General features: G+C 65.9%; 19 protein-coding genes. 12 read left to right on the plus strand and 7 right to left on the minus strand.

Annotated elements, in window-relative coordinates; genetic code table 11:
• Positions 1-741, plus strand: coding sequence for a 4-hydroxy-tetrahydrodipicolinate reductase (gene dapB / locus EII34_RS14185; RefSeq protein ID WP_124845830.1), 741 nt, complete (start codon positions 1-3; stop codon positions 739-741).
• Here the strand turns inward: dapB and EII34_RS14190 are convergent.
• Genes EII34_RS14190 through EII34_RS14205 form a run of 4 tightly spaced genes read right to left on the minus strand, consistent with a single transcriptional unit; the run spans position 724 to position 4,440 of the window.
• Positions 724-1,260: a GNAT family N-acetyltransferase gene (locus tag EII34_RS14190; RefSeq protein WP_124845831.1), complete on the minus strand. Its 537-nt coding sequence runs from the start codon at positions 1,258-1,260 to the stop codon at positions 724-726. The genes dapB and EII34_RS14190 overlap by 18 nt on opposite strands.
• A 56-nt stretch (positions 1,261-1,316) precedes the next feature.
• Positions 1,317-2,228, minus strand: coding sequence for a carbohydrate ABC transporter permease (locus EII34_RS14195; RefSeq protein WP_124845832.1), 912 nt, complete (start codon positions 2,226-2,228; stop codon positions 1,317-1,319).
• Positions 2,225-3,109, minus strand: coding sequence for a carbohydrate ABC transporter permease (locus tag EII34_RS14200; RefSeq protein WP_124845833.1), 885 nt, complete (start codon positions 3,107-3,109; stop codon positions 2,225-2,227). Before EII34_RS14200 ends, EII34_RS14195 begins: the two co-directional genes overlap by 4 nt.
• A complete protein-coding gene (locus EII34_RS14205; protein ID WP_124845834.1) occupies positions 3,106-4,440 on the minus strand; it encodes an ABC transporter substrate-binding protein in 1,335 nt (444 codons plus the stop codon). Before EII34_RS14205 ends, EII34_RS14200 begins: the two co-directional genes overlap by 4 nt.
• A 181-nt stretch (positions 4,441-4,621) precedes the next feature.
• Here EII34_RS14205 and EII34_RS14210 point away from each other — a divergent pair, with 181 nt between their 5' ends.
• The 11 genes from EII34_RS14210 (at position 4,622) to smc (ending at position 16,470) form a co-directional block, all read left to right on the plus strand.
• Positions 4,622-6,298: a ribonuclease J gene (locus tag EII34_RS14210; protein WP_124845835.1), complete on the plus strand. Its 1,677-nt coding sequence runs from the start codon at positions 4,622-4,624 to the stop codon at positions 6,296-6,298.
• A 130-nt stretch (positions 6,299-6,428) separates the two neighbouring features.
• Positions 6,429-6,614: a 50S ribosomal protein L28 gene (gene rpmB / locus EII34_RS14215; RefSeq protein WP_124845836.1), complete on the plus strand. Its 186-nt coding sequence runs from the start codon at positions 6,429-6,431 to the stop codon at positions 6,612-6,614.
• Positions 6,615-6,711: 97 nt separating this feature from the next.
• Positions 6,712-8,937 (plus strand): ATP-dependent DNA helicase RecG, encoded by a 2,226-nt coding sequence (locus EII34_RS14220; RefSeq protein ID WP_124845837.1) that lies wholly within the window; start codon positions 6,712-6,714, stop codon positions 8,935-8,937.
• A complete protein-coding gene (locus tag EII34_RS14225; protein WP_124845838.1) occupies positions 8,934-9,521 on the plus strand; it encodes an RsmD family RNA methyltransferase in 588 nt (195 codons plus the stop codon). The genes EII34_RS14220 and EII34_RS14225 overlap by 4 nt, the downstream gene beginning before the upstream one ends.
• The gene (gene coaD, locus EII34_RS14230; RefSeq protein ID WP_124845839.1) at positions 9,518-10,000 is read left to right on the plus strand and encodes a pantetheine-phosphate adenylyltransferase; all 483 of its coding nucleotides are present in this window, start codon (positions 9,518-9,520) and stop codon (positions 9,998-10,000) included. Before EII34_RS14225 ends, coaD begins: the two co-directional genes overlap by 4 nt.
• 112 nt (positions 10,001-10,112) lie before the next feature.
• Positions 10,113-10,661 carry a YceD family protein gene (locus tag EII34_RS14235; protein WP_124845840.1) on the plus strand — a complete coding sequence of 183 codons (549 nt, stop codon included), beginning with the start codon at positions 10,113-10,115 and terminating at the stop codon, positions 10,659-10,661.
• Between the two features lie 24 nt (positions 10,662-10,685).
• Positions 10,686-10,877, plus strand: a complete 192-nt coding sequence (gene rpmF, locus EII34_RS14240; protein WP_124845841.1) for a 50S ribosomal protein L32 — start codon at positions 10,686-10,688, stop codon at positions 10,875-10,877.
• A gap of 38 nt (positions 10,878-10,915) precedes the next feature.
• On the plus strand, positions 10,916-11,557 hold the full coding sequence (rnc, locus tag EII34_RS14245; RefSeq protein ID WP_221620313.1) for a ribonuclease III: 642 nt from the start codon (positions 10,916-10,918) through the stop codon (positions 11,555-11,557).
• A complete protein-coding gene (gene mutM, locus EII34_RS14250; protein ID WP_124845843.1) occupies positions 11,550-12,398 on the plus strand; it encodes a bifunctional DNA-formamidopyrimidine glycosylase/DNA-(apurinic or apyrimidinic site) lyase in 849 nt (282 codons plus the stop codon). Before rnc ends, mutM begins: the two co-directional genes overlap by 8 nt.
• Positions 12,395-12,967 (plus strand): GtrA family protein, encoded by a 573-nt coding sequence (locus EII34_RS14255; RefSeq protein ID WP_124845844.1) that lies wholly within the window; start codon positions 12,395-12,397, stop codon positions 12,965-12,967. The genes mutM and EII34_RS14255 overlap by 4 nt, the downstream gene beginning before the upstream one ends.
• On the plus strand, positions 12,949-16,470 hold the full coding sequence (gene smc / locus EII34_RS14260) for a chromosome segregation protein SMC (protein ID WP_124845845.1): 3,522 nt from the start codon (positions 12,949-12,951) through the stop codon (positions 16,468-16,470). Before EII34_RS14255 ends, smc begins: the two co-directional genes overlap by 19 nt.
• A 197-nt stretch (positions 16,471-16,667) precedes the next feature.
• Here the strand turns inward: smc and EII34_RS14265 are convergent, their stop codons facing one another.
• The 3 genes from EII34_RS14265 to EII34_RS14275 form a co-directional block, all read right to left on the minus strand.
• Positions 16,668-17,198 (minus strand): DUF6301 family protein, encoded by a 531-nt coding sequence (locus tag EII34_RS14265; protein ID WP_124845846.1) that lies wholly within the window; start codon positions 17,196-17,198, stop codon positions 16,668-16,670.
• Between the two features lie 64 nt (positions 17,199-17,262).
• On the minus strand, positions 17,263-17,742 hold the full coding sequence (locus EII34_RS14270) for a DUF6301 family protein (RefSeq protein ID WP_124845847.1): 480 nt from the start codon (positions 17,740-17,742) through the stop codon (positions 17,263-17,265).
• A 14-nt stretch (positions 17,743-17,756) separates the two neighbouring features.
• Positions 17,757-20,278: hypothetical protein (locus EII34_RS14275; RefSeq protein WP_148092636.1), on the minus strand; the 2,522-nt coding region annotated here is incomplete at its 5' end.

The following is a 20,278-nucleotide window of genomic DNA, read 5'->3' on the forward strand; positions in this document are numbered from 1 at the left end:
ATGGACAAAATCCTGGTCGGGATCTTCGGCTCGAGTGGACGGATGGGCTCGGAGGTGGTGCGGGCCGTGACCCAGGCACCGGACATGAATGCCATCGCCGGGGTGGACATCGGTGAGCCCCGTGAACAGATCGGCCGGGCCCAGGTGGCGGTGGACTTCACCCACCCGGACTCGGTGATGGGCAACATCGAGTGGTGCCTCGGACGGGGAATCAGCATGGTCATCGGCACCACGGGGTTCACCCCGGAGCGATTGGACCGGGTCCGGGAACTGTGCGCGGCGCATCCCGAGGTGGGAGTGCTCATCGCGTCGAACTTCTCCATCGGGGCGGTGCTGATGATGCAGTTCGCGGCGAAGGCGGCACCGTTCTACCCGAGTGTGGAGATCGTTGAGCTGCACCACCCGAACAAGGCTGATGCGCCGTCGGGTACGGCGACCTCGACGGCGCAGGGGGTCGCGGCTGCACGTGAGGCGGCGGGGATGGGCCCGGTGCCCGATGCCACGGTCCACGACGACGGTGCCCGGGGAGCCGTGGTGGATGGCATCCATGTCCACGGGGTGCGGTTGATGGGGCTCGTCGCCCATCAGGAGGTGTTGCTGGGCACGGCGGGGGAGACCCTCACCATCCGGCACGACAGCTACGACCGGGCCAGTTTCATGCCCGGGGTGCTGGCCGGGATCCGGCACGTCATCGCCCATCCGGGCCTGACGGTGGGGATGGAGTCAGTCCTCGGGCTCTGATCCGATCCGGGTCATCATGCGCACCTGCTTGATGGCCTCCGTCTCCTCCTCGAAGCCGAGGGCACGGTGGGCGCCATCGGCGGCCCACCCGCATTCGACGAGGAATCCGCGCAGGGCGTCGTCGTGGCTTCGGACCCACCAGGTGGCGGTCTCGTAGCCGTCGGCACGCAGGGTGTCGACGGCCGCGTTGACCAGGCGTCCGGCGTCGTCGGCGAGTTCGTCGCCGTCCACCACGAATTCGGCGATCATCCCGTCGTCGACGGCGGCGTCGGGGTCGTCGCTCGGGCCGGTGACGGCGAAGCCCACCACCTGTCCTCGGCGCAGCGCCACCAGGACCCGGCAGTGCGCCAACGGGGGTTTGACGATGGCCTCGTGCCAGGTGCGCACGGCCTGGTCGGCGGGGAAGGCCGCCAGGGCAGGTGCCATGCCGGGGGTCCGGGACCAGGCCTTGCGTTGCAGGCGGGCCACATCGACGGCCTCGGAGGGCATGGCCAGGCGCACGGAGTCGGGAGTGGACATGGCGGCCAGTGTAGTCACGCCGTGCGACCACCGAGTCGTCCCGAGACCCCGATGACTCAGCCCTTGACGGAGCCCTCGGTCAGGCCACCTCGCCAGAACCGCTGCAGCACGAGGATCAGGATGGCCAGTGGGATCACCGACAGCAGTGCGCCACCGACGGTCAGCTGGTAGAACTCTGGCAGTCGGTCGGTCTGGGCTCGCCAGTTGTCCAGGCCGAGTGTGATCGGGTAGAGCTTCTCGTCCGCCAGCATCACCAGGGGCAGGAAGTAGTTGTTCCAGATGCCGACGAACTGGAACAACACGATCGTGACGATCGCCGGGGTGAGCTGGGGCAGCGCGATCCGGTGGAAGACCCCCAACTCGCCCAACCCGTCGATGCGGCCGGATTCCAGCATCTCGTCGGGCAGGGCCGCGTTGGCGTAGATCGACGCGAGGAACAGGCCGAACGGGCTCGCCATGGACGGGATGAGGACCGACCAGTAGGTGTTGGTCAGGCCCAGGTTCGAGAACAGGAAGAACAACGGCAACGCGGTCGCGGTGCCGGGCACCAGGACACCGCCCAGCACCAGGGCGTAGACGAACCGGCGGCCCGGGAACCGGTACTTGGCCAGCGCATAGCCACCGGCGACGGCGAAATAGGTGGCCGCCACGGACCCGATGCCGGAGTAGATGAGTGAGTTCACCGCCCACCGGGAGAAGATGCCGTCATTGGCCGTGAGCACCGCGTGCATGTTGTCGAGGAACTGGAACGTGTTGCCGAACCAGAAGCCACTGGTCCCGAAGAGATCCTCGGTGTTCTTCGTGGCGTTGACGACGACCCAGTAGATCGGGACCAGGAAGTAGATCGCGACGATGGCCAGCAGTGAGGTGACGATGATCGTCGTGGTGGGTTTGCGACCAGCGGCCCGGGCGCCGGAGCGCTCGTCGACGCTGTGTCGGGGCCTGAGCCGGGTGTCAGCGGTGCTCATCGACGACGCTCCGTCCACTGTGAGATCCCCAGCGCCAGGGCCGAGAGGATGAAGGCCGAGACCGCGATGATGACGGCCTGTGCAGCGGCCATGCCGATCATGTTGTACTGGAACGCGTAGGCATAGGCCGACATGTTTGGGGTGTACTCCGAGGCGATGCCGGAGCTCATCGACTGCAACAGCCGCGGTTCCGCGAACAGCTGCAGGGTGCCGATGATCGAGAAGATGATCGTCAGCATCAGGGCGGGGCGGATCAACGGCAGCTGAATGTGACGAATGATGCTCGCGGAGCCTGCCCCGTCGATCCGCGCCGCCTCGTAGAGGTCTCCGGGGATCGACTTGAGCTGGGCGATGATGATGAGCATGTTGTAGCCGGTGTAGGTCCAGGTCACGATGTTCGCGATGGACCACAGGACGGTCTCGGGACCCAGGAAGTCAACCTCGATGCCGACCAGTCGCAAGGTGTCGACGATGGGGCTGAGACCGGGGATGTAGAGGAAGGACCACAGGATGGTCGCGATGACTCCGGGGATGCCGTAGGGCATGAAGTAGGCGGCACGGAAGAAGCCCGGCCAGCGGGCGCTGACGCTCTCCAGCAGCAGCGCGAGCAGGGTTGCCGCGATGATCATCACGGTGACCTGCACGACGCCGAAGAGGATCATTCGTCCGATCGAGGTGATGAAGTTCTGGTTGGCCAGGGCTGCCGCATAGTTCTCGAACCCGGCGAAGACGCTTTTCACTCCGGTCTCCCCGAGCAGGCCGGAACGTTCGACGCGGGTGAAGGAGTAGCCGACGGCCATGCAGATCGGCACGATCACGGTCCCGATGAAGACCACCAGGAACGGGCTCAGCAGGAGCCATGGGGCGGTTCTTGACCTCATCGTGCCTCCTCCGCGTTCAGGCCGAGTTCACGCATGATCGTCACGAGCCTGGCCTGTGAGTCGGCGAACATGTCGACCAGTGGTCTCTCGCCGTTGATCGCTGCGCTCATGCCGTCACCGATGAGTGCCATGGCCCGTTCCATCAGCGGCGCCCAGGTCCAATCCAGGTTCTGTCCGGCCGCCATGTCCTTGATGACCTCCTCGTTGTAGTTCTGTCCAGAGAAGAACTCGGAGGGCTGTTGCCGGGTGGCTCCCATGTGGTCGGCAGCCGGGGACCAACCGATGCCGGAGAACTCGATCATGGCGTCGATGCCCGCCGGGTCGGTGCACATCCAGGTGCAGAACTCGAGGGCTTCCGCTGGATGGGCGCTGGTGGAGATGATGGCCGCCGACGAACCGCCGTGCGCGCCGGAGGCGTGGCCGTCGGGCCAGACGGGCATCGGGGCCACGGCCCATTTGCCGGAGCCTCCCGGCACCGATTCGATGAGTGCGTCGCTCCATGACCCGCTGATGGTGGACAGCACCCTGCCCTCACCCGCGGCCGCCATCCAGGGCGTGGAAAATGCTCCGTAACCCGTGCTGACCAGCTTGTCCACGAGGATCTGGTCCCAGAACTGCGCCACCCGCATCGACGCATCGTCGGTCATGTCGACCACCCAGCCGTCTCCTTGTGGTCGGAACCACGTGGCACCGGACTGCATCGCCCACGACACGAGATATGACCCGTCCGTCGGGTCCAAGGAGATGAGGCTCCTCCCGCTGTCCCTGGCGGTACCGCAGATCTCGCGGAACTCATCCCAGGTGCGCGGCACCCGCAGACCGAGCTCCCCCTCGAGCACCTCGCGGTTGTAGAACATGGCGACGGGGCCGGTGTCCTGCGGGACCCCCCAGACCGAATCGCCGACCCTCGCCTGGGCCAGTGCCCCGGGGTCGAAGGCGTCGAAGTGGTCGCTGAAGCCGTAACGGTTCAGGTCCACCAGCGCACCGGCGAGTGCGAACTCGGGCAGGGTGCGAAGTTCGACCTGCGCGATGTCAGGGCCACCACCGGCTGCGACCGCGGAGAGGATCTTGGCGTAGCCGCCGTTGTTGCCGCTGGGGATCCACGTGGCCTCCACGCGGATCCGGTCCTGGGTGGCGTTGAACACGTCACAGACCTTCTGGAGGTCCTTGAGCCATGCCCAGTACGTGATCGTGACCGGTCCATCGGCCGGTGGCAGGGGTGGATCGGCATTGACCGCTCCCGGGTTGGGAGGAGCGCACGCGCTCAGTCCTGCGGCCAGTGCTGTACCTGCTCCCATCAGGGCGGAGCGTCGAGTGAGGGTGGGGTGCATTGTTTCCTCCTCGTCGAGATGCAATCTCGTCTGTCACCCTAACAACATTCCTCCCGCCGCGGGCGGCATCGGTGAGGAAACACCTCTTCTCGTCGTGTGTTGGCGTGTCGTCGATCCGGTCGGCCTCCAGGAATGGCGTCGTGTCGGGGGTCGAGGGGAGCAGGAGGGCTACCCTTGAGGGGTGAGTGAACTTCGCACGCCCCCAGAACTCAAACCAGGCACCCTTCGCATCATCCCGCTCGGCGGGCTCGGCGACGTCGGACGCAACAGTGCCTCCTTCGAGATCGACGGGGAGATCGCACTCGTCGACTGCGGCGTGCTGTTCCCCGAGGAACGCCACCCAGGGGTGGATCTCATCCTCCCGGCCCTGGACATCCTGGATGGTCGGCTCGACGACATCCGGGCCCTCGTGTTGACCCACGGCCACGAGGACCACATCGGCGCTGTCCCGTACCTGCTCAAGCAGCGCGCCGACATCCCGATCTACGGCTCCAAGTTGACCCTCGCGCTGGTGGCGGCGAAGCTCAAGGAGCACCGCATCCGGGGCTACCAGCTCCATCAGGTGAAGGAGGGGGAGCGGCACCGCGCCGGCAACTTCGAGCTGGAGTTCTTCGCCGTCAACCACTCCATCCCCGACGGCCTGGCCGTGGCGCTGCGGACCAGGGCAGGGACCGTCCTGCACACCGGTGACTTCAAGATGGACCAGCTCCCGCTGGACGGCAGGCTCACCGACCTCAGGGGTTTCGCCCGCCTCGCCGAGGAGGGTGTGGACCTGTTCATGCCGGACTCGACGAATGCCGAGACCCCGGGCTTCACCCCGCTGGAGAAGGACATCGAGCCGTCGATGGCCCGGGTCTTCGACCAGGCCCAGCACAAGCTCGTGGTCGCCTGCTTCGCCAGCCACGTGCACCGGGTCCAGCAGGTGCTGAACCTCGCGGTCAAGCACGGCCGGAAGGTGGCCTATGTCGGGCGTTCCATGGTGCGGAACATGGCCACGGCCAGGGATCTGGGCTACCTGCACGTGCCGGGCGACGTGCTGATCGAGATGAAGGACATCGACAAGTACCGCGACGACGAGGTGGTCATCATCTCCACCGGATCCCAGGGTGAGCCACTGGCGGCGCTCAGCCGGATCGCGAACCGGGAGCACCCGGTCATCGAACTCGGTCCCGGCGACATCGTGCTGCTGGCCAGTTCCCTCATCCCCGGGAACGAGAACTCCGTCTACCGGGTCATCAACGGCCTGACCAAGCTCGGTGCCCAGGTGGTCCACAAGGGCAATGCTTTCGTCCACGTCTCCGGGCACGCCTCGGCCGGGGAACTGCTGTACTGCTACAACATCCTCAAGCCTCGCAACGTGATGCCGGTGCACGGGGAGATCCGGCACCTCATCGCCAACGCCAAGCTGGCCATCGCCACCGGGGTGCCAGCCGAGAACACGGTGGTGTGCGAGGACGGCGACGTGGTGGACCTCGCCGATGGTCGGGCCCGCAAGGTGGGACGGGTCGATGCGGCCTACGTCTTCGTCGACGGCTCCACCGTCGGTGACATCACCGATTCCATCTCGGACCGGCTGATCCTGGGGGAGGAGGGCTTCATCTCGGTGGTCGCGGTGGTGAACTTCCACAGTCGGCGTCTCGTGGCCGGCCCGGACATCCACACCCGGGGGTTCGCGGAGGAGGCCTCCGTCTTCGAGGACGTCAAGCGGCAGCTCGTCACCGCCATCGAGCAGGCCCTGGCCGACGGGGTGGACGACGAGTACCGCATCCAGCAGGTGATCCGTCGCACCATCGGGGCCTGGGTCTCGAAGCGGCTGCGGCGGCGTCCCATGATCGTGCCCGTGGTCGTCGCCACCTGAGGGCGCTGTCGCGGCAGTTTGGGGTTCTGGCGCACTGCGGGTTATGATCTTCCGGTTGCCCGCACTGCGGGTGATGAGCGAAGAGTGAACCAGGCGCTTCGCGTCTGGCCCAAGCGACAAGGAGATTCCGATGGCTGCCGTGTGCGATGTCTGCGCCAAGGGACCCGGCTTCGGTCACAACGTGCCCTGGTCGAAGAAGAAGACCAACCGCCGCTGGAACCCGAACATCCAGCGCGTCCGCGCGACCGTTGACGGCACCCCCAAGCGCCTCAACGTGTGCACCTCCTGCATCAAGGCAGGCAAGGTGACCCGCTGATCCCAGCGCCCGTCGGTGCGGCCCGCAGCCATCATGGTTGCGGGCCGCACTGCTGGTTTCGGCAGAATTGTCGGTGTGGCTCGGTAGGCTCGGTTCCATGAGACGCGCCCGCACCGCCATCCACCGTGAGCTGAGCAACAGGCTCCGCGACGTGGTGGGAGGTGCCTCGGCGGAGGAGCTCGCCAAGCTCGGCCTGACCACCCTGGGGGACCTGCTGCGACACACCCCACGTCGGTATCTCTCCGGCACCGAGATGAGTGACTTCTCGACGCTGCGATACGGCGAGGAGGTGGCCGTGGTGGCGAAGGTGCGCAGCAGCGAGATCGTTCATGGGCGGGTGACCCGGCTCCAGGTGGTGCTCACCGATGGGCGGGGGGACCTCCAGATGGCACTGTTCGTCCCTGAGAAGCGTCCCTACTACGCCGACTACTGGGAGAAGCAGCTGGCACCGGGGACCCGGGGCATCTTCGTCGGGAAGGTGGGGGCGTTCAAGGAGAGGCTGCAGCTCACCCACCCCGACTTCGTGGTGATCGATGAGCACGGGGCCATCACCGGAGGCAAGAACCGCGGGATCAGGTCCGATGACAAGCGTGCCATGGCGAGGGTGACCCAGCGTTCCCGTCTGGTGGGTCTCTACCCGGCGACGGGGAAGATGGTCACCTGGCGGATCGCCGAGACCATCGCGATGGTGCTGCCGCCGGTGCTCTCACTCGGGGACACCCTGCCGGAATGGGTGGTGCAGCTGGCGGGGGTGCTCCCGCTGCCCGATGCCCTGCGGGAGGTGCACGAGCCGGTCAGCACTGAGGGTGCTGAACGCGGCGTGGCGCGCCTGAAGTTCGACGAGGCCTTCGGGATGCAGTTGGCGGTGGCCAGGCGTCGGGAACAGCGCGACAGCCGCAGGGCCATCCCGCGGGCACGGCGGGAGCAGGGCCTGCTCGATGCGTTCGACGCCGCCCTGCCGTACCGGCTGACACCGGGACAGCAGGAGGCGGGCGTGACCATCGCGGCTGCCCTGGCCAGACCCACCCCGATGAACCTGCTGCTGCAGGGAGAGGTGGGTTCCGGCAAGACACTGGTGGCGCTGCGGGCGATGCTCGCCGTCGTCGATGCCGGTGGTCAGGCGGCACTCCTGGCCCCCACGGAGGTCCTCGCCCGGCAGCACCATGCCGTGATCACCGCGCTGCTGGGTGAGCTGTCGGGCAGTGGTGCCCTCGACGATCATCCACTGGCCACCCGGGTGGAGCTGCTCACCGGATCACTCACCACGGCCACGAGGCGACGTGCCCTGCAGGCCGTCGCCTCGGGTGAGGTGGGCGTCGTCGTCGGGACCCATGCGTTGTTGAGCGAGGATGTGGAGTTCAGCGATCTCGGGCTCGTCGTGGTGGATGAGCAGCACCGCTTCGGGGTCGACCAGCGTGCGGCACTCGCCGCGAAGGCCGCGGTGCAGCCCCACACCCTGGTCATGACCGCCACCCCGATCCCACGTTCGGTGGCGATGACGGTCTTCGGCGACCTCGACACGTTCGAGCTGCGGGACCGCCCGACCGGAAGACAGCAGGTGCGCACCGTCTTCGTCGACACCGCACGCAATCCCCACTGGGTGGATCGGGCCTGGGAACGGATCCGCGAGGAGGTGGCGCAGGGGCGGCAGGCCTTCGTGGTCTGCCCGGCCATCACCGGCAACCGCACCGAGGGGGATCTCGAGGTGGGGCAGGGGATGAGCGCCGTCACCGACATCGCACCGATGCTCACCGACGGCCCGCTGGCAGGCCTCAGGGTCGAGATGGTGCACGGTCGTCAGTCAGCCCCTGAGCGCGCGCGGATCATGGCGGACTTCTCGGCCGGTGAGATCGACGTGCTGGTGGCCACCACGGTGATCGAGGTGGGGGTGGACGTTCCCAACGCCTCCGTGATGGTGGTGCTCGATGCGGACCGGTTCGGGATCTCCCAGCTGCACCAGCTGCGTGGCCGTGTCGGCCGGGGTGAGCACCCGGGGTTGTGTCTCCTGCTGGCGGCCCCTGAGGAGAACGCCTGGCTGGTGCAGGACCGGCTGCAGGCCCTGGTGGACTCCGACGACGGCTTCGCCCTGGCCGAGCGCGATCTGGAGCTGCGTCGTGAGGGGGACGTGCTGGGGGTGGCCCAGTCGGGGAGGTCCTCCCTGAAGCTGCTCCGGGTGCTGGCCGATCGTGCCGTCATCGAACGGGCCAAGGAGGTGGCGGCCCGGGTGCTGGCCGATCCCCGAGCCGCGACGGATCCGTTGCTGGCGGATCTCATCGATGCCGCCGAGGAGGTCTCGGCGGGGGAGTGGTTGGACAAGACATGACACGGATCATCGCGGGACGGGCGAAGGGGACACGGTTGAGTTCCCCGAGGTCAGGGACCCGGCCCACCAGTGACCGGGTGCGGGAAGCGCTGTTCTCCAGCCTCGTCACGTGGTTCGGAACCACTGATGAGGCGGCGGAGCGACATCTGGCAGGCGTTGCCGTGCTCGACCTCTACGCAGGGACCGGGGCCGTGGCCCTGGAGGCGGCCAGCCGGGGGGCGCGCCGCGTCGTCGCCGTGGACGTCCACAGCGCCGCCGTCATCAGGGAGAACGCTCGAAGAGCCCGGCTGGCGGTGGAGGTCCGGGCGACGAAGGTGGAGGCCCAGCTGCCAACAGGCCCCTTCGACCTGGTCTTCGCCGATCCGCCCTACGAGATGGCCGCTGCCCAGCTGGACCGGGTGCTGGGTGCGTTGTGCTCACCCGGGATGCTCGCCCAGCAGGCCCTGGTCGTGGTGGAGCGTTCCAGACGTTCGGCGCCACCTCGGTGGCCGAGTGGGTTCGACGAGGTCTGGAGTCGTGACTACGGTGAGACCACCCTTCATTTCGCCTCGAACCGACACGAGAACCCGGCAGGAGAGTCATGACGACAGTGTTGTGTCCCGGATCCTTCGATCCCATCACCAACGGCCACCTCGACATCATCATCAGGGCACGGGACCTCTTCGGTGAGGTGCTCGTCGGCGTGGGACGCAACAGCCTCAAGTCGAACTACCTGTTCGGTGAGCAGCGGTTGGATCTGGTGCGCCAGGCCACGGCCCATCTGGACGGGGTCAGGGCGGAGACGATGGAGGGGCTGCTCGTCGACTTCGCACACCAGCGCGGCATCACGACGGTGGTCAAGGGGCTGAGGTTCGGGGCCGATTTCGACTTCGAACTCCAGCTCGCCCACATGAACCACTCCCTGACCGGGTTGGAGACCGTCCTGCTGCCGGCTGCTGCGGGCAACGTGACACTCTCCAGCACCATCATCAGGGAGGTCCTGAAACTCGGTGGGGATGTCTCCTCCTACGTACCGCCCTGTGTGGTCGACGCTGCACGCCAGATTGACAATCAGAATCAATAGGGACAGGCTTGGTTGGTTGGACGGGGTGGGTTTTGATGATTCCATCCGCTCTGGGTAAAGTTGCACCTTGGTCATGACGAAGTCATGGTCGGTCGACGAAGGGAATCCAGCCATGAGCTCCTCGCCTCGTCACCCAGACCGCCGTTCCCCGTACGTCTTCGACGTGCTGGAACTGGGACGGCGTCCGGGTGCCCTGAAGGAGATCCGGGAGACGGTCCCTGCTCCGGCCGAGCTCGGCTACGACATGATCTCGGTGCCACAGGACTCCGATGTCGATCTCGCTCTCCGACTGGAGGCGGTCGTCGAAGGGGTGCTGGTGACGGGGACGGCGCACGCGGAGGTCCGTGGCGAGTGTTCACGTTGCCTGGAGCCGATCGAAGGGGACCAGTCCTTCGAGCTGCAGGAACTCTACTTCTACCCCGGCAACGAGGTGGACGAGGAGGAGAGTCTCGTGGTCGACGAGACGATCGACCTCGAGGAGGCCCTGCGGGATGCTGTGGTGCTGGAGTTGCCGTTCTCACCGCTGTGCGACCCCGACTGTCCGGGCCTGTGCCAGGACTGCGGGTTCAATCTCAACGAGGACCCCGATCACGGACATGCCGACAAGGTGGATCCGCGATGGGGGAAACTCGCCCAGCTGGATCTCGGCAGCGACACCTGACCGTATTCGTTCGAGGAGAAGATCGTGGCCGTTCCGAAGCGCAAGATGTCGCGCAGCAACACCCGTTCGCGCCGTGCGCAGTGGAAGACTTCCGTCGTCCCCACCGTCACCTGCGTGAACCCCGCCTGCCGTGAGCAGCACCTGTCCCACACCGCCTGCCCGTCCTGTGGCCAGTACGGTGCCAAGGGTGCCCGTCGTCAGGTCACCCAGGCCTGAGCAGGCTCGCTGACATCCTCGAGGAGCTGGGCGTCCCCATGGACACCCAGCTTTTCGAGCTTGCCTTCACCCACCGGAGCTTCGCCTTCGAGAACGGCCGGATCCCCAGCAACGAGAGGCTGGAGTTCCTCGGTGACGCGGTGCTGCAGATCGTGGTCACCGAGCACATCTTCACGAGTTTCCCGGAGCTCGCAGAGGGACAGCTGGCGAAGCTGCGCGCCTCCGTGGTCAGTGCCCATGCCCTGGCGGAGGTGGCGCGTGAGCTGGGGCTTGGCCCACTCATCCGGTTGGGTCAGGGGGAGATCCTGACCGGCGGCTCTGACAAGAGCTCCATCCTCGCCGACACGATGGAGGCCGTCATCGGTGCGGTCCACCTGAGTGCCGGGGCCCAGACCTCCGCCCGTTTCGTCCACGTCATCCTGGACGAGCGCATCGCCTCCCGGGAGCACGAGGGGCACTACACCGACTTCAAGACCGCGCTCCAGGAACACTGCGCCAGGCAGGGCTTCGAGCCTCCCCGCTACGACGTCACGGCTGTCGGCCCGGACCACCAGCGTGTGTTCACCGCCGTCGTCGTGATCGACGGTCGGCCTGCCGGGGAGGGTGAGGCCAGCAGCAAGAAACGGGCTGAACAGATCGCTGCCCAGCAGGCGTGGCGGGAGCTCGGTGCCGATGCCTGAACTGCCCGAGGTGGAGGTGGTGCGTCGTGGTTTGGAGACCCATCTGCTGGGCAGACGCATCGAGGCCGTCCACGTGCTCCATGACCGCCCGGTACGCTCCCACCCGGGTGGTGCGGACGGCTTTTCCGCCGCGCTGGTGGGACGCCGTGTCGATGCGGTCCGGCGTCGGGGCAAGTATCTGTGGTTCGCACTGGGCGATGACGCGGTGATCGCCCATCTGGGGATGAGTGGCCAGTTCCGGGTCAATGATCCCGCCGACCCGCACCTGCGTCACACCCGGGTGCTCTTCGGCCTCGACGACGGAACCCAGCTCAGGTTTCTCGACCAGCGGATGTTCGGCGGGTTCGAGGTGGTCGAGGCAGGTGCCCTGGACCCGGTTCCCCACATCGCCCTCGACCCTTTCGACCCTGACTTCGACCCTGCAGCGGTGGCCCGTCGGTTGCGTGCGCGACACACCACCGTCAAACGCGCTCTGCTGGACCAGCGGTTGGTCTCCGGGATCGGCAACATCTACGCCGACGAGGCCCTGTGGCGTGCCCGACTGCACTTCGAGCACCCGACCGAGGCCCTGTCCCAGCTGCGAGCCCGACAGCTGCTCACCCACGCCGGTGACGTGATGAGGGAGGCCCTGGCTGAGGGAGGTACCTCCTTCGATGCGCTCTATGTGAACATCAACGGTGAATCCGGGTATTTTGAGAGAGAACTGGATGCATACGGGCGCGAGGACCGACCATGTCGGCGCTGCTCGACCCCGATGGTCCGACGGAAGTTCACCAACCGGAGCAGCTTCCTGTGCCCGAAGTGCCAGCGGCTGCCACGAGACATCAGGACGAACGCATGAGAAAACTGCTGGACCGGCACGGCAACTCCTTGGTCCAGCTCATCCGCTTCGGCGTCGTGGGTGGGGCCGGGGTGTTCGTCAACATGGCTGTGCTCATCCTCGTCGCGAAGGTCTTTCCCCTGGCCTGGCAGAGCGCTGCGGTGCCCGAGGGTGAGGGGGTCTGGATGGCGATTCCGGCCACCCCGTTCAACATCCGCTGGTACCACGTGATGTCGGCGGTGGCATTCCTCGTGGCGAACCTGTTCAACTTCCAGCTCAACCGGTGGTGGACCTTCAAGTCGCACAACTCCGCCACCTGGTTCAAGGAGTACTGGCCGTTCCTGACCGTGGGGCTGGTCTCGTTGGCGGCGGGGCAGCTCATCATCACGGCCCTGATGCATCCACATTCACCGGTGTCCCTGCCGACGGACCTCTTCGATGGCTCCACCGGGCTGCGAAACCGCCACTACTGGGCGAATCTCATCTCCATCGCAGCGACGATCCCCATCTCCTTCCTCGTCAACAAGTTCTGGACCTTTCGGGCGGTCAGGACGTCGGACAAGGGTGAGGCATGTACCTCAAGCAGCTGACGCTGCGAGGCTTCAAGTCCTTCGCCTCCGCGACGACGCTCAACTTCGAGCCGGGGATCACCTGCATCGTCGGCCCCAATGGCTCGGGCAAGTCCAATGTGGTGGATGCCCTGAGCTGGGTGATGGGGGAGCAGGGCGCGAAGTCGCTGCGTGGCGGGAAGATGGAGGATGTCATCTTCGCGGGCACCGCGAAGCGTGCGCCCTTGGGCCGGGCGGAGGTCCAGCTGACCATCGACAACTCCGACGGTGCCCTGCCGATCGAGTACGCGGAGGTGACCATCACCCGGACGATGTTCCGCAGCGGCGGGTCGGAGTACGCGATCAACGGGGCCCCGGCTCGGCTGTTGGACGTCACGGAGCTGTTGAGCGATTCCGGTATCGGCCGGGAGATGCACGTCATCGTGGGTCAGGGGCAGCTCGATGCCATCCTGCAGGCCACGCCTGAGTCCCGGCGTGGTTTCATCGAGGAGGCGGCCGGGGTGCTCAAGCACCGCAAGCGCAAGGAGAAGGCGGAGCGGAAACTGGAGGGGACCCGTGCCAATCTGGAGCGGCTGCAGGACCTCATCAATGAGTTGCAGCGGCAGCTGGGACCCCTCGGTCGGCAGGCGGAGACGGCTCGCAGGGCTGCGGTGATCCAGGCGGAGCACAGGGATGCCAAGGCGCGTCTGCTGGCTGACGACCTGCAGCAGGCGGCGCAGGCGATGGCTGAGGCGGAGGCCGATGAGCAGGAGGCCGAGCAGGCCAGGCTGCGGGCGGAGGCCGAGGTGCAGGCCGCGGGGGCGGCGGAGCAGGAGGCCGAGCGTGTGCTGGCGGAGGCGTCGCGTTCCTTCGACCGCTGTCAGGAGAGCTGGTACGCGGCGGCTGCGCTGCGGGAGCGGGTCACGGCGACGCTGAGTGTCACAGCGGAGCGGATGCGGCTGGTCGACGCCCAACCGATGCTTGACGTCTCGGCCCGAGATCCGGAACAGCTCGAGGCCGAGGCGGCTGAGGTCCGTGAGCGGGAGACGGAACTGGGCGATCAGGCGGTGCAGGCGGCCGAGCGCCTGCAGGGTGCTTCAGCCGAACGCAGCACCGCGGAGGAGGCGCAGGCCGAGGAGGAGCGTTCCTACGCGGCTGCGCTCAGGGCATTGTCGGATCGGAGGGAGGGCATGGCCCGGCTGGCCGGGCAGCTGGCCTCGGTCACCTCCCGGTTGGAGGCGAGCCAGGAGGAGCAGGCCCGCCTCGGGGAGCGTCGTGAGGAGGCGCTGGCCCGGGCACGACGAGCGACGGCTGAGTACCAGGAGGCGGAGCTGCGTCTGTCGGGGCTCGGCAGCAGCGAGAGCGAGCTGGACGCGGCCCACGAACGGGCGACCGCCGCGGCCCGGGCACAGGCCGAGGAGGTGGCCCACCTGGCGGCGGAGGAGACCCGGCTGGCGCAGGAGCGTGCCGGCGTCGCGGCCCGGGTGGAGGCACTGCGGATGGCCACCAGCCAGCGTGACGGTTCGGCCGATCTGTTGGAGCACGGAGAGGTGCTGGGACGGCTGGGGGATCTCATCCGGGTGGAGCCGGGGTGGGAGCAGGCCGTGGCGGCTGCTCTGGGCGCGGGGGCCGAGGCGGTGGTCGCCGAAGGGCTGGATGCGGCCGTGGCTGCGGTACGGCACCTGGCGGAGCAGGATCTCGGACGTGCCCCGGTGCTGGTGGCCGGTGCCCCTGTCGGGGCCGGGTCTCCGGTGTTGGATCTCATCACCGCCCCTGACCTGCTGCAGGGCACCTTGGCCGGTTTGCTCGCCGGGGTCGTGGTCGTGGAGGACCTCGATGAGGCACGTCGTGTCGTCGGGACGGACCCGACTGTGGTGGCGGTGACCCGTGCCGGGGATCGGATGGCCTCCTGGCTGGTGGAGGGCGGTTCGACGTCCCGCCCGTCGTTGCTCGCCCTCAACGCGGAGCTGGAACAGGCTGAAGGAGAGCTGGTAGGCATCGAGGCCGATGCGGATCGCAACCGGTTCGCCCTGGAGCAGGCCCGGACCCGGCAGCTGGAGCTGGACGCGGAGACGGAGGCGACGCTGGCGGCCCTGCACGCCTCAGATGCCCAATTGACTGCGGTGGCTGATGCGCTGGCGGCTCACCGGCAGACCCAGGCGAGTGCGGTCAAGGAGGCGGAGCGGTTGGCCAAGGCCATCGAGGAGGCCCAGGCATCGCAGGTCGGGCTGGAGACCAGGCGTGAGGAGCTGGAGGGCCGTGTGGCGGCGGCCTCGACCGAGGATCTGGCGGAGCCGGATCCGACGCTCAGGGATGAGTTGGCGGTGCGGGCCCGGTTGGCCCGTCAGGCCGAGATGGAGGCCCGGTTGGCGTTGCGGTCGTTGGAGGAGCAGGTGAGGGCCTTGGCTGGTCGGGCTGACGGGTTGCTGCGTGCGGCGGCCGCGGAACGGCAGTCCAGGGCGAAGGCGGCTGCGAAGGCGGAGCAGCTGCGGCGGGAGGCTGCCGTCGCGGAGGCGGTTCACGGGGCGGCGACGAAGCTGGTGCGCCATGCCGAGGTTCTCGTGGAGCGGGCGGGCAGCGCGAGGCAGCAGGCGGAGCAGGAACGAGGGGATGCGGAGGCCGCGACGACGCTGGCCAGGCAACGTTCGCGGCAGGCCACCACCGTGCTGGAGGAGCTGGTTCGCGGGGCGCACCGTGACGAGCTCGTGCGGATCGAGCACCGGATGCGTCACGAGCAGTTGGTGGAGCGGGCGATGGCTGAGCTGGGGATGGAGGCGGAGGTGCTCGTCGCCGAGTTCGGGCCTGAGCTGCCGGTGCCGGTGTTGACCCGCCCGGATGGTTCGGCATTCAGTGAGGACGATGAGGTGCCGGAACCGGTGCCCTACGTGCGTGCCGAACAGGAGCGACGCCTGCGCCGGGCGGAGCGGGCGCTGACGGCGTTGGGGAAGGTCAACCCGTTGGCGCTGGAGGAGTACGAGGCGTTGCGGACCCGGCACGGTTTCCTGGCGGAGCAGCTGCAGGACCTGCACCGTACCCGGGCGGACCTGCTGGCGTTGATCGAGGACGTGGATCGGCGGGTGCAGGAGGTGTTCGAGGCGGCTTGGCGGGATGTGGAGGCCACCTTCACCCAGGTCTTCGCACGGCTGTTCCCGGGTGGGGAGGGACGCCTGGTGCTCACTGAGCCGGGGAACTGGTTGGAGACCGGGGTGGATGTCGAGGCCAGGCCTGCGGGCAAACAGGTCAAACGGCTCTCGCTGCTCTCGGGTGGGGAACGTTCGCTGGTGGCGGTGGCCTTCCTGGTGAGTCTGTTCATCGCCCGTCCCAGTCCCTTCTACATCCTGGACGAGGTGGAGGCGGCTCTCGACGATGCCAACCTCGGCCGTCTGCTCGGAATCTACGAGGAGCTGCGGGAGAACTCACAGCTGCTGGTCATCACCCATCAGAAACGCACGATGGAGATCGCAGACAGTCTCTACGGGGTCACGATGCGTGGTGACGGCATCTCCACGGTGGTCAGCCAGCGTCTCGCGGATCGTGCTGAATGATTCACGGTGTGGTGTTCTCAGCACATCACAGGCCGAAGCACGAGCAACAGCGAGCAGTCCGTGTCGAGACCAAGGGATGAACCCCGAGGAACCCGTGTGGGATCTTGACGATCGGAGGCTTGGGCGCCCCGGTGTGAGAAGTGCACCCTGTTGTCCGGGACAAGCCCCCACGAGTGCGATTGAGAGCGGTGCCGGGGTCAGAGTCCTCGTTGGCTGAGGTAGCGTTCGACTTCGGCGTATTCGGGGCTGTAGATGTAGCAGGAGAGAGAGGCTTTCCTTTTTGCGATGTCCACGCGGCACCCTTTGAAGAGGGTCAGCCAAGAAGCTTCATGGCTATTTTTGTTTCGACTGAGTTTTGGTTTGCCCCATGTTGCTTTTAGGGTATTGACATATCGAGTGAAAAGGTCGTTCAAGAGGAACTCGCGCTCCCGGGATTCTTCGTGAAGCACGTCCGATATCCAGAAACTCGCGAGACTCAGTTGTCTGTTTTCCAGGTTGACGCCTAGCGAAGCGATGTTGATTTTGAAGTCGTAGGGTGTGTTGAAATTCCCTTCTTCGTTTTCGGTCCAGTCGAGGTTGCGGCAGGCTTGTTTGGCCTGTTGCTCGGTGAGGGGCCAGTCCTGGTTGAGCCAGTACTGGATGATGTGGATGAGTTCATCCGGCGGAATGGATTTCAAAGCGGCTCCATGTTGTTCAAAACGGTGATCGCGATACTGTTTTCTTCTCATGTCGGACTGCTTGCTGCCGCTTGTGGTCCGGTGTGAGTAGCGGTGAGCGCCCTGAGTGATGCTCTCAGAGCCCCCGTTGGCTGAGGTAGCGTTCGACTTCGGCGTATTCGGGGCTGTAGATGTAGCAGGAGAGAGAGCTCATCGCGTTGGTGAGATCAATTCTGCTTCCGTTGGGGAGGTTTGGCCATGATGCGCGTCGGTAGTCCTTCATTCGTCGTGTGTTTGGTTTTCCCCATGTTTTCTTGAAGGCTGTGATGAAACTTGTGTACAGGTCGTTCAGTGTGGTGTCGCGTTCTGCAGTCTCCTCGAGGTCGACGTCGGAAATTCGAAAACTCAGTCGACTCAGTTGATTGGTTTTTCTGTTGACGCCAAGAAGAACGTAGTTGATTTTGAAATCGTAGGGTGTGTCGAAGTCTCCGTCTTCGTTTTCGGTCCAGCCGAGGTTGCGGCAGGCTTGTTTGGCCTGTTCCTCGGTGAGGGGCCAGTCCTGGTTGATCCAGTACTGTACGATCTCGATGAGTTCATCCGGCGGAATGGATTTCAAGGCGGCTCCTTCTGTCAGGGGAGTGTGATGTCGGGAAGCGTTGGTTTGGTGTCGAGGATGAATCGGGAGATCTCGATGGTACCATTGGCCTTGGCGTGGACGAGATCGTAGTTGATGGTCAGCTCTCCGTTCCGGATGGCCTTGATGAGGGCTTCGGCCCCGGGGCCCTCCCTGCGGATGAGGTCCTCCAGCCCCTGTGCAAAGCGAGGGTCATCCTTCATGAGCTGCTGAAGATACTCGCTGGTACCCTGCTGATACCGTTTCCCATCGATCTCGATATCGCCCAGATCTCCACCGATCCCCTTGGCCTCGTAGACAGTGATCGAGGGTGGGTCCAGTGTGACCCCAACTTGGTCCAACAACTTGGATCCCGATGTGGGGTTCGGGCCGTAGAGCGAGATCTCGCTCCGGATATTCACCAGTCCATCAGTAGCGCGCACACCCAGCCCCTCAGAAGCTGTTTGCAACTTTCCTAGAGAATCACGCTCAGTAAGAAACGCTTCTTCGATTTTCTTGGCCAAATCGTGGTTGAGCTTTCCAGAGTCAGCTAGTTTCTCCAAGTTTTTACTGATTGTATCGACTGTGAACCCCTTGATGCTGATATCTGCGTCTTTCACGAGAGTCTTCAGGGAGCGGAAGTCTGCCAGATGTTCCTGCTGGAGTTGGTTTCTGGTCTTGAGGTCCTCCGTATAGGTTGTCTGATGGTCGTCGGTGATGGTGTCGAGATGTTCGCGGTATCCCTCGGGATGGTCGCTGAGTTCTCGTCGAGATTCGATGAGGTCGGGTTTCTCCGGAGGGTTGGTGTCCGTGACGAAGCCGCCGTTCTTGTTCTGGAGTTTGCCCTCCACGTCACGGTAGGTGGATTCAGGATGGTGGTCGCCCTTCTCGTGGGGGTAGCCGTCCTCGTCGTACCACCAGTCGCGGTCTCCCTTGGGAACTGCTCGACGTTCTGCTCCGGGAGCGAGTTCCTCACCGGGCCACTGGTTCGGGTCCCTGACAGTGGTCGTTTCAGAACCCTCACCACTGGCGGTCTCGCGTGCAGCAGTTCCCTCACCACCATCGGGTTCGGTGGAACTGTGTCGCCCCTCAAGACCATCCACAGCGTCCCCAGCTTCCGGTGACCTACGGGCATCCACATCCACAGCATCATCGACGCCTCGCGTGCCAGCCTCCTGGGGCACCCGCTCTGCCTCCGGCACATCCGGGGACTTCCCAGCCCCAGCCTCGGGAGTTCTCGATGTCTCGATCTCAGGTGTCCTGGTCCCGCTCGCCTCAGGAGTCTTCGCAGCATCAGCCTCCGGTGCCCGGGACGCCTCCACATCCACTGTCTTCGCCCGATCCGGCTTCGGCAGCTTGGAGGACTCAACCTCTGGAGCCTTCGCGCCAGCCCCCTCAGGGGTTCGTGTGGTCTCGGCCTCAACACCCCGGCTTTCAGGGGTGTGAGGCGCCTTCGCGGAATCTGCGTCCGGCACCCGCGACGCCTCCGGCTCAGGGACCTTCACACGCTCCGGCTCAGGCATCCGGGACGAGTCTGCCTCGGGCGCCTTCGAGCCGGGTCCCTCAGGGCTCCTGCTCTCAGGCACCCGAGACGAATCCAGCCCGTCGGCAGGACCACTTGCCTTGGGCCGTTGTGGCGCAGTCGTCGGCTCCGCCCCTTCCAGCCCTTCCAGGGCTGTATCGACCTTGGGCGTCTTCTTGGTCCCTGCCTCACCTGCCAGGTCAGCCACATCACCCACCGGCGAGGCGGGCACCTTCGGAGCCTTCACATCCTGCATCAGGTTCGGCCCGTTGGTGACCACCCGATTCCCACCCGCAAGATCCAACGTGTTCGTCACCGGAGTGTGCGCTGCCGGTGCACCGGGCATCTTCGCTGGTTTCACCGCCGCGACGTCATCAACCCCACGCACCGTGTCCGCACCGGCATTGACCACCTTCGCCACACCCTCGACCAGGTGCCCGCCACCAGGAATCAGGTTGTCAGCCACCTTCACCGTCACCTTGGTGACCTTCGCCGCCACCGACGCCACCGTGGAGACCTTCGACCCGGCCAGGGCCACCTTCGTCCCGGCCAACCCCACCTTCGTCGCCGCACCGACCTGACCAGCACCCGGGATGAAACAGGTCCCGATGTTCAACACACTCTCCGTCAGCGCGGCAACACCGTCCTCCTTCCACCTGTGCCAACCATCACCCCCCTCCTTCGCCGCCTGATGGTCATACCCGACAAAACTCCCCAACGCGGTCTTCGCCACATCATGACGCTCGTCCACCCACCGGTCGACCTCATCCCCACCAAAGAACTTGATCCCCTGACTCAACACCGGAGACGCCAACAGTGCCGTTGACCCCACGAAATCAGCCACCCCCACCCACGTCGAGGCCAACGTGTCCACACTGAACCCCTCCGGCCCGAACCCGACCATCGCCTTCGCCCCATCCCACGTCGACTTCAGGAAGTTCCCAGCCCCATGAACCACCGACTCCCCACAATTGCGGTCCTTCTCCACCGGGGCACCCCACGGCATCATCTCCCCGC

It is taken from the genome of Arachnia propionica, assembly GCF_003859805.1.
Taxonomy (GTDB): Bacteria; Actinomycetota; Actinomycetes; order Propionibacteriales; family Propionibacteriaceae; genus Arachnia; species Arachnia propionica_C.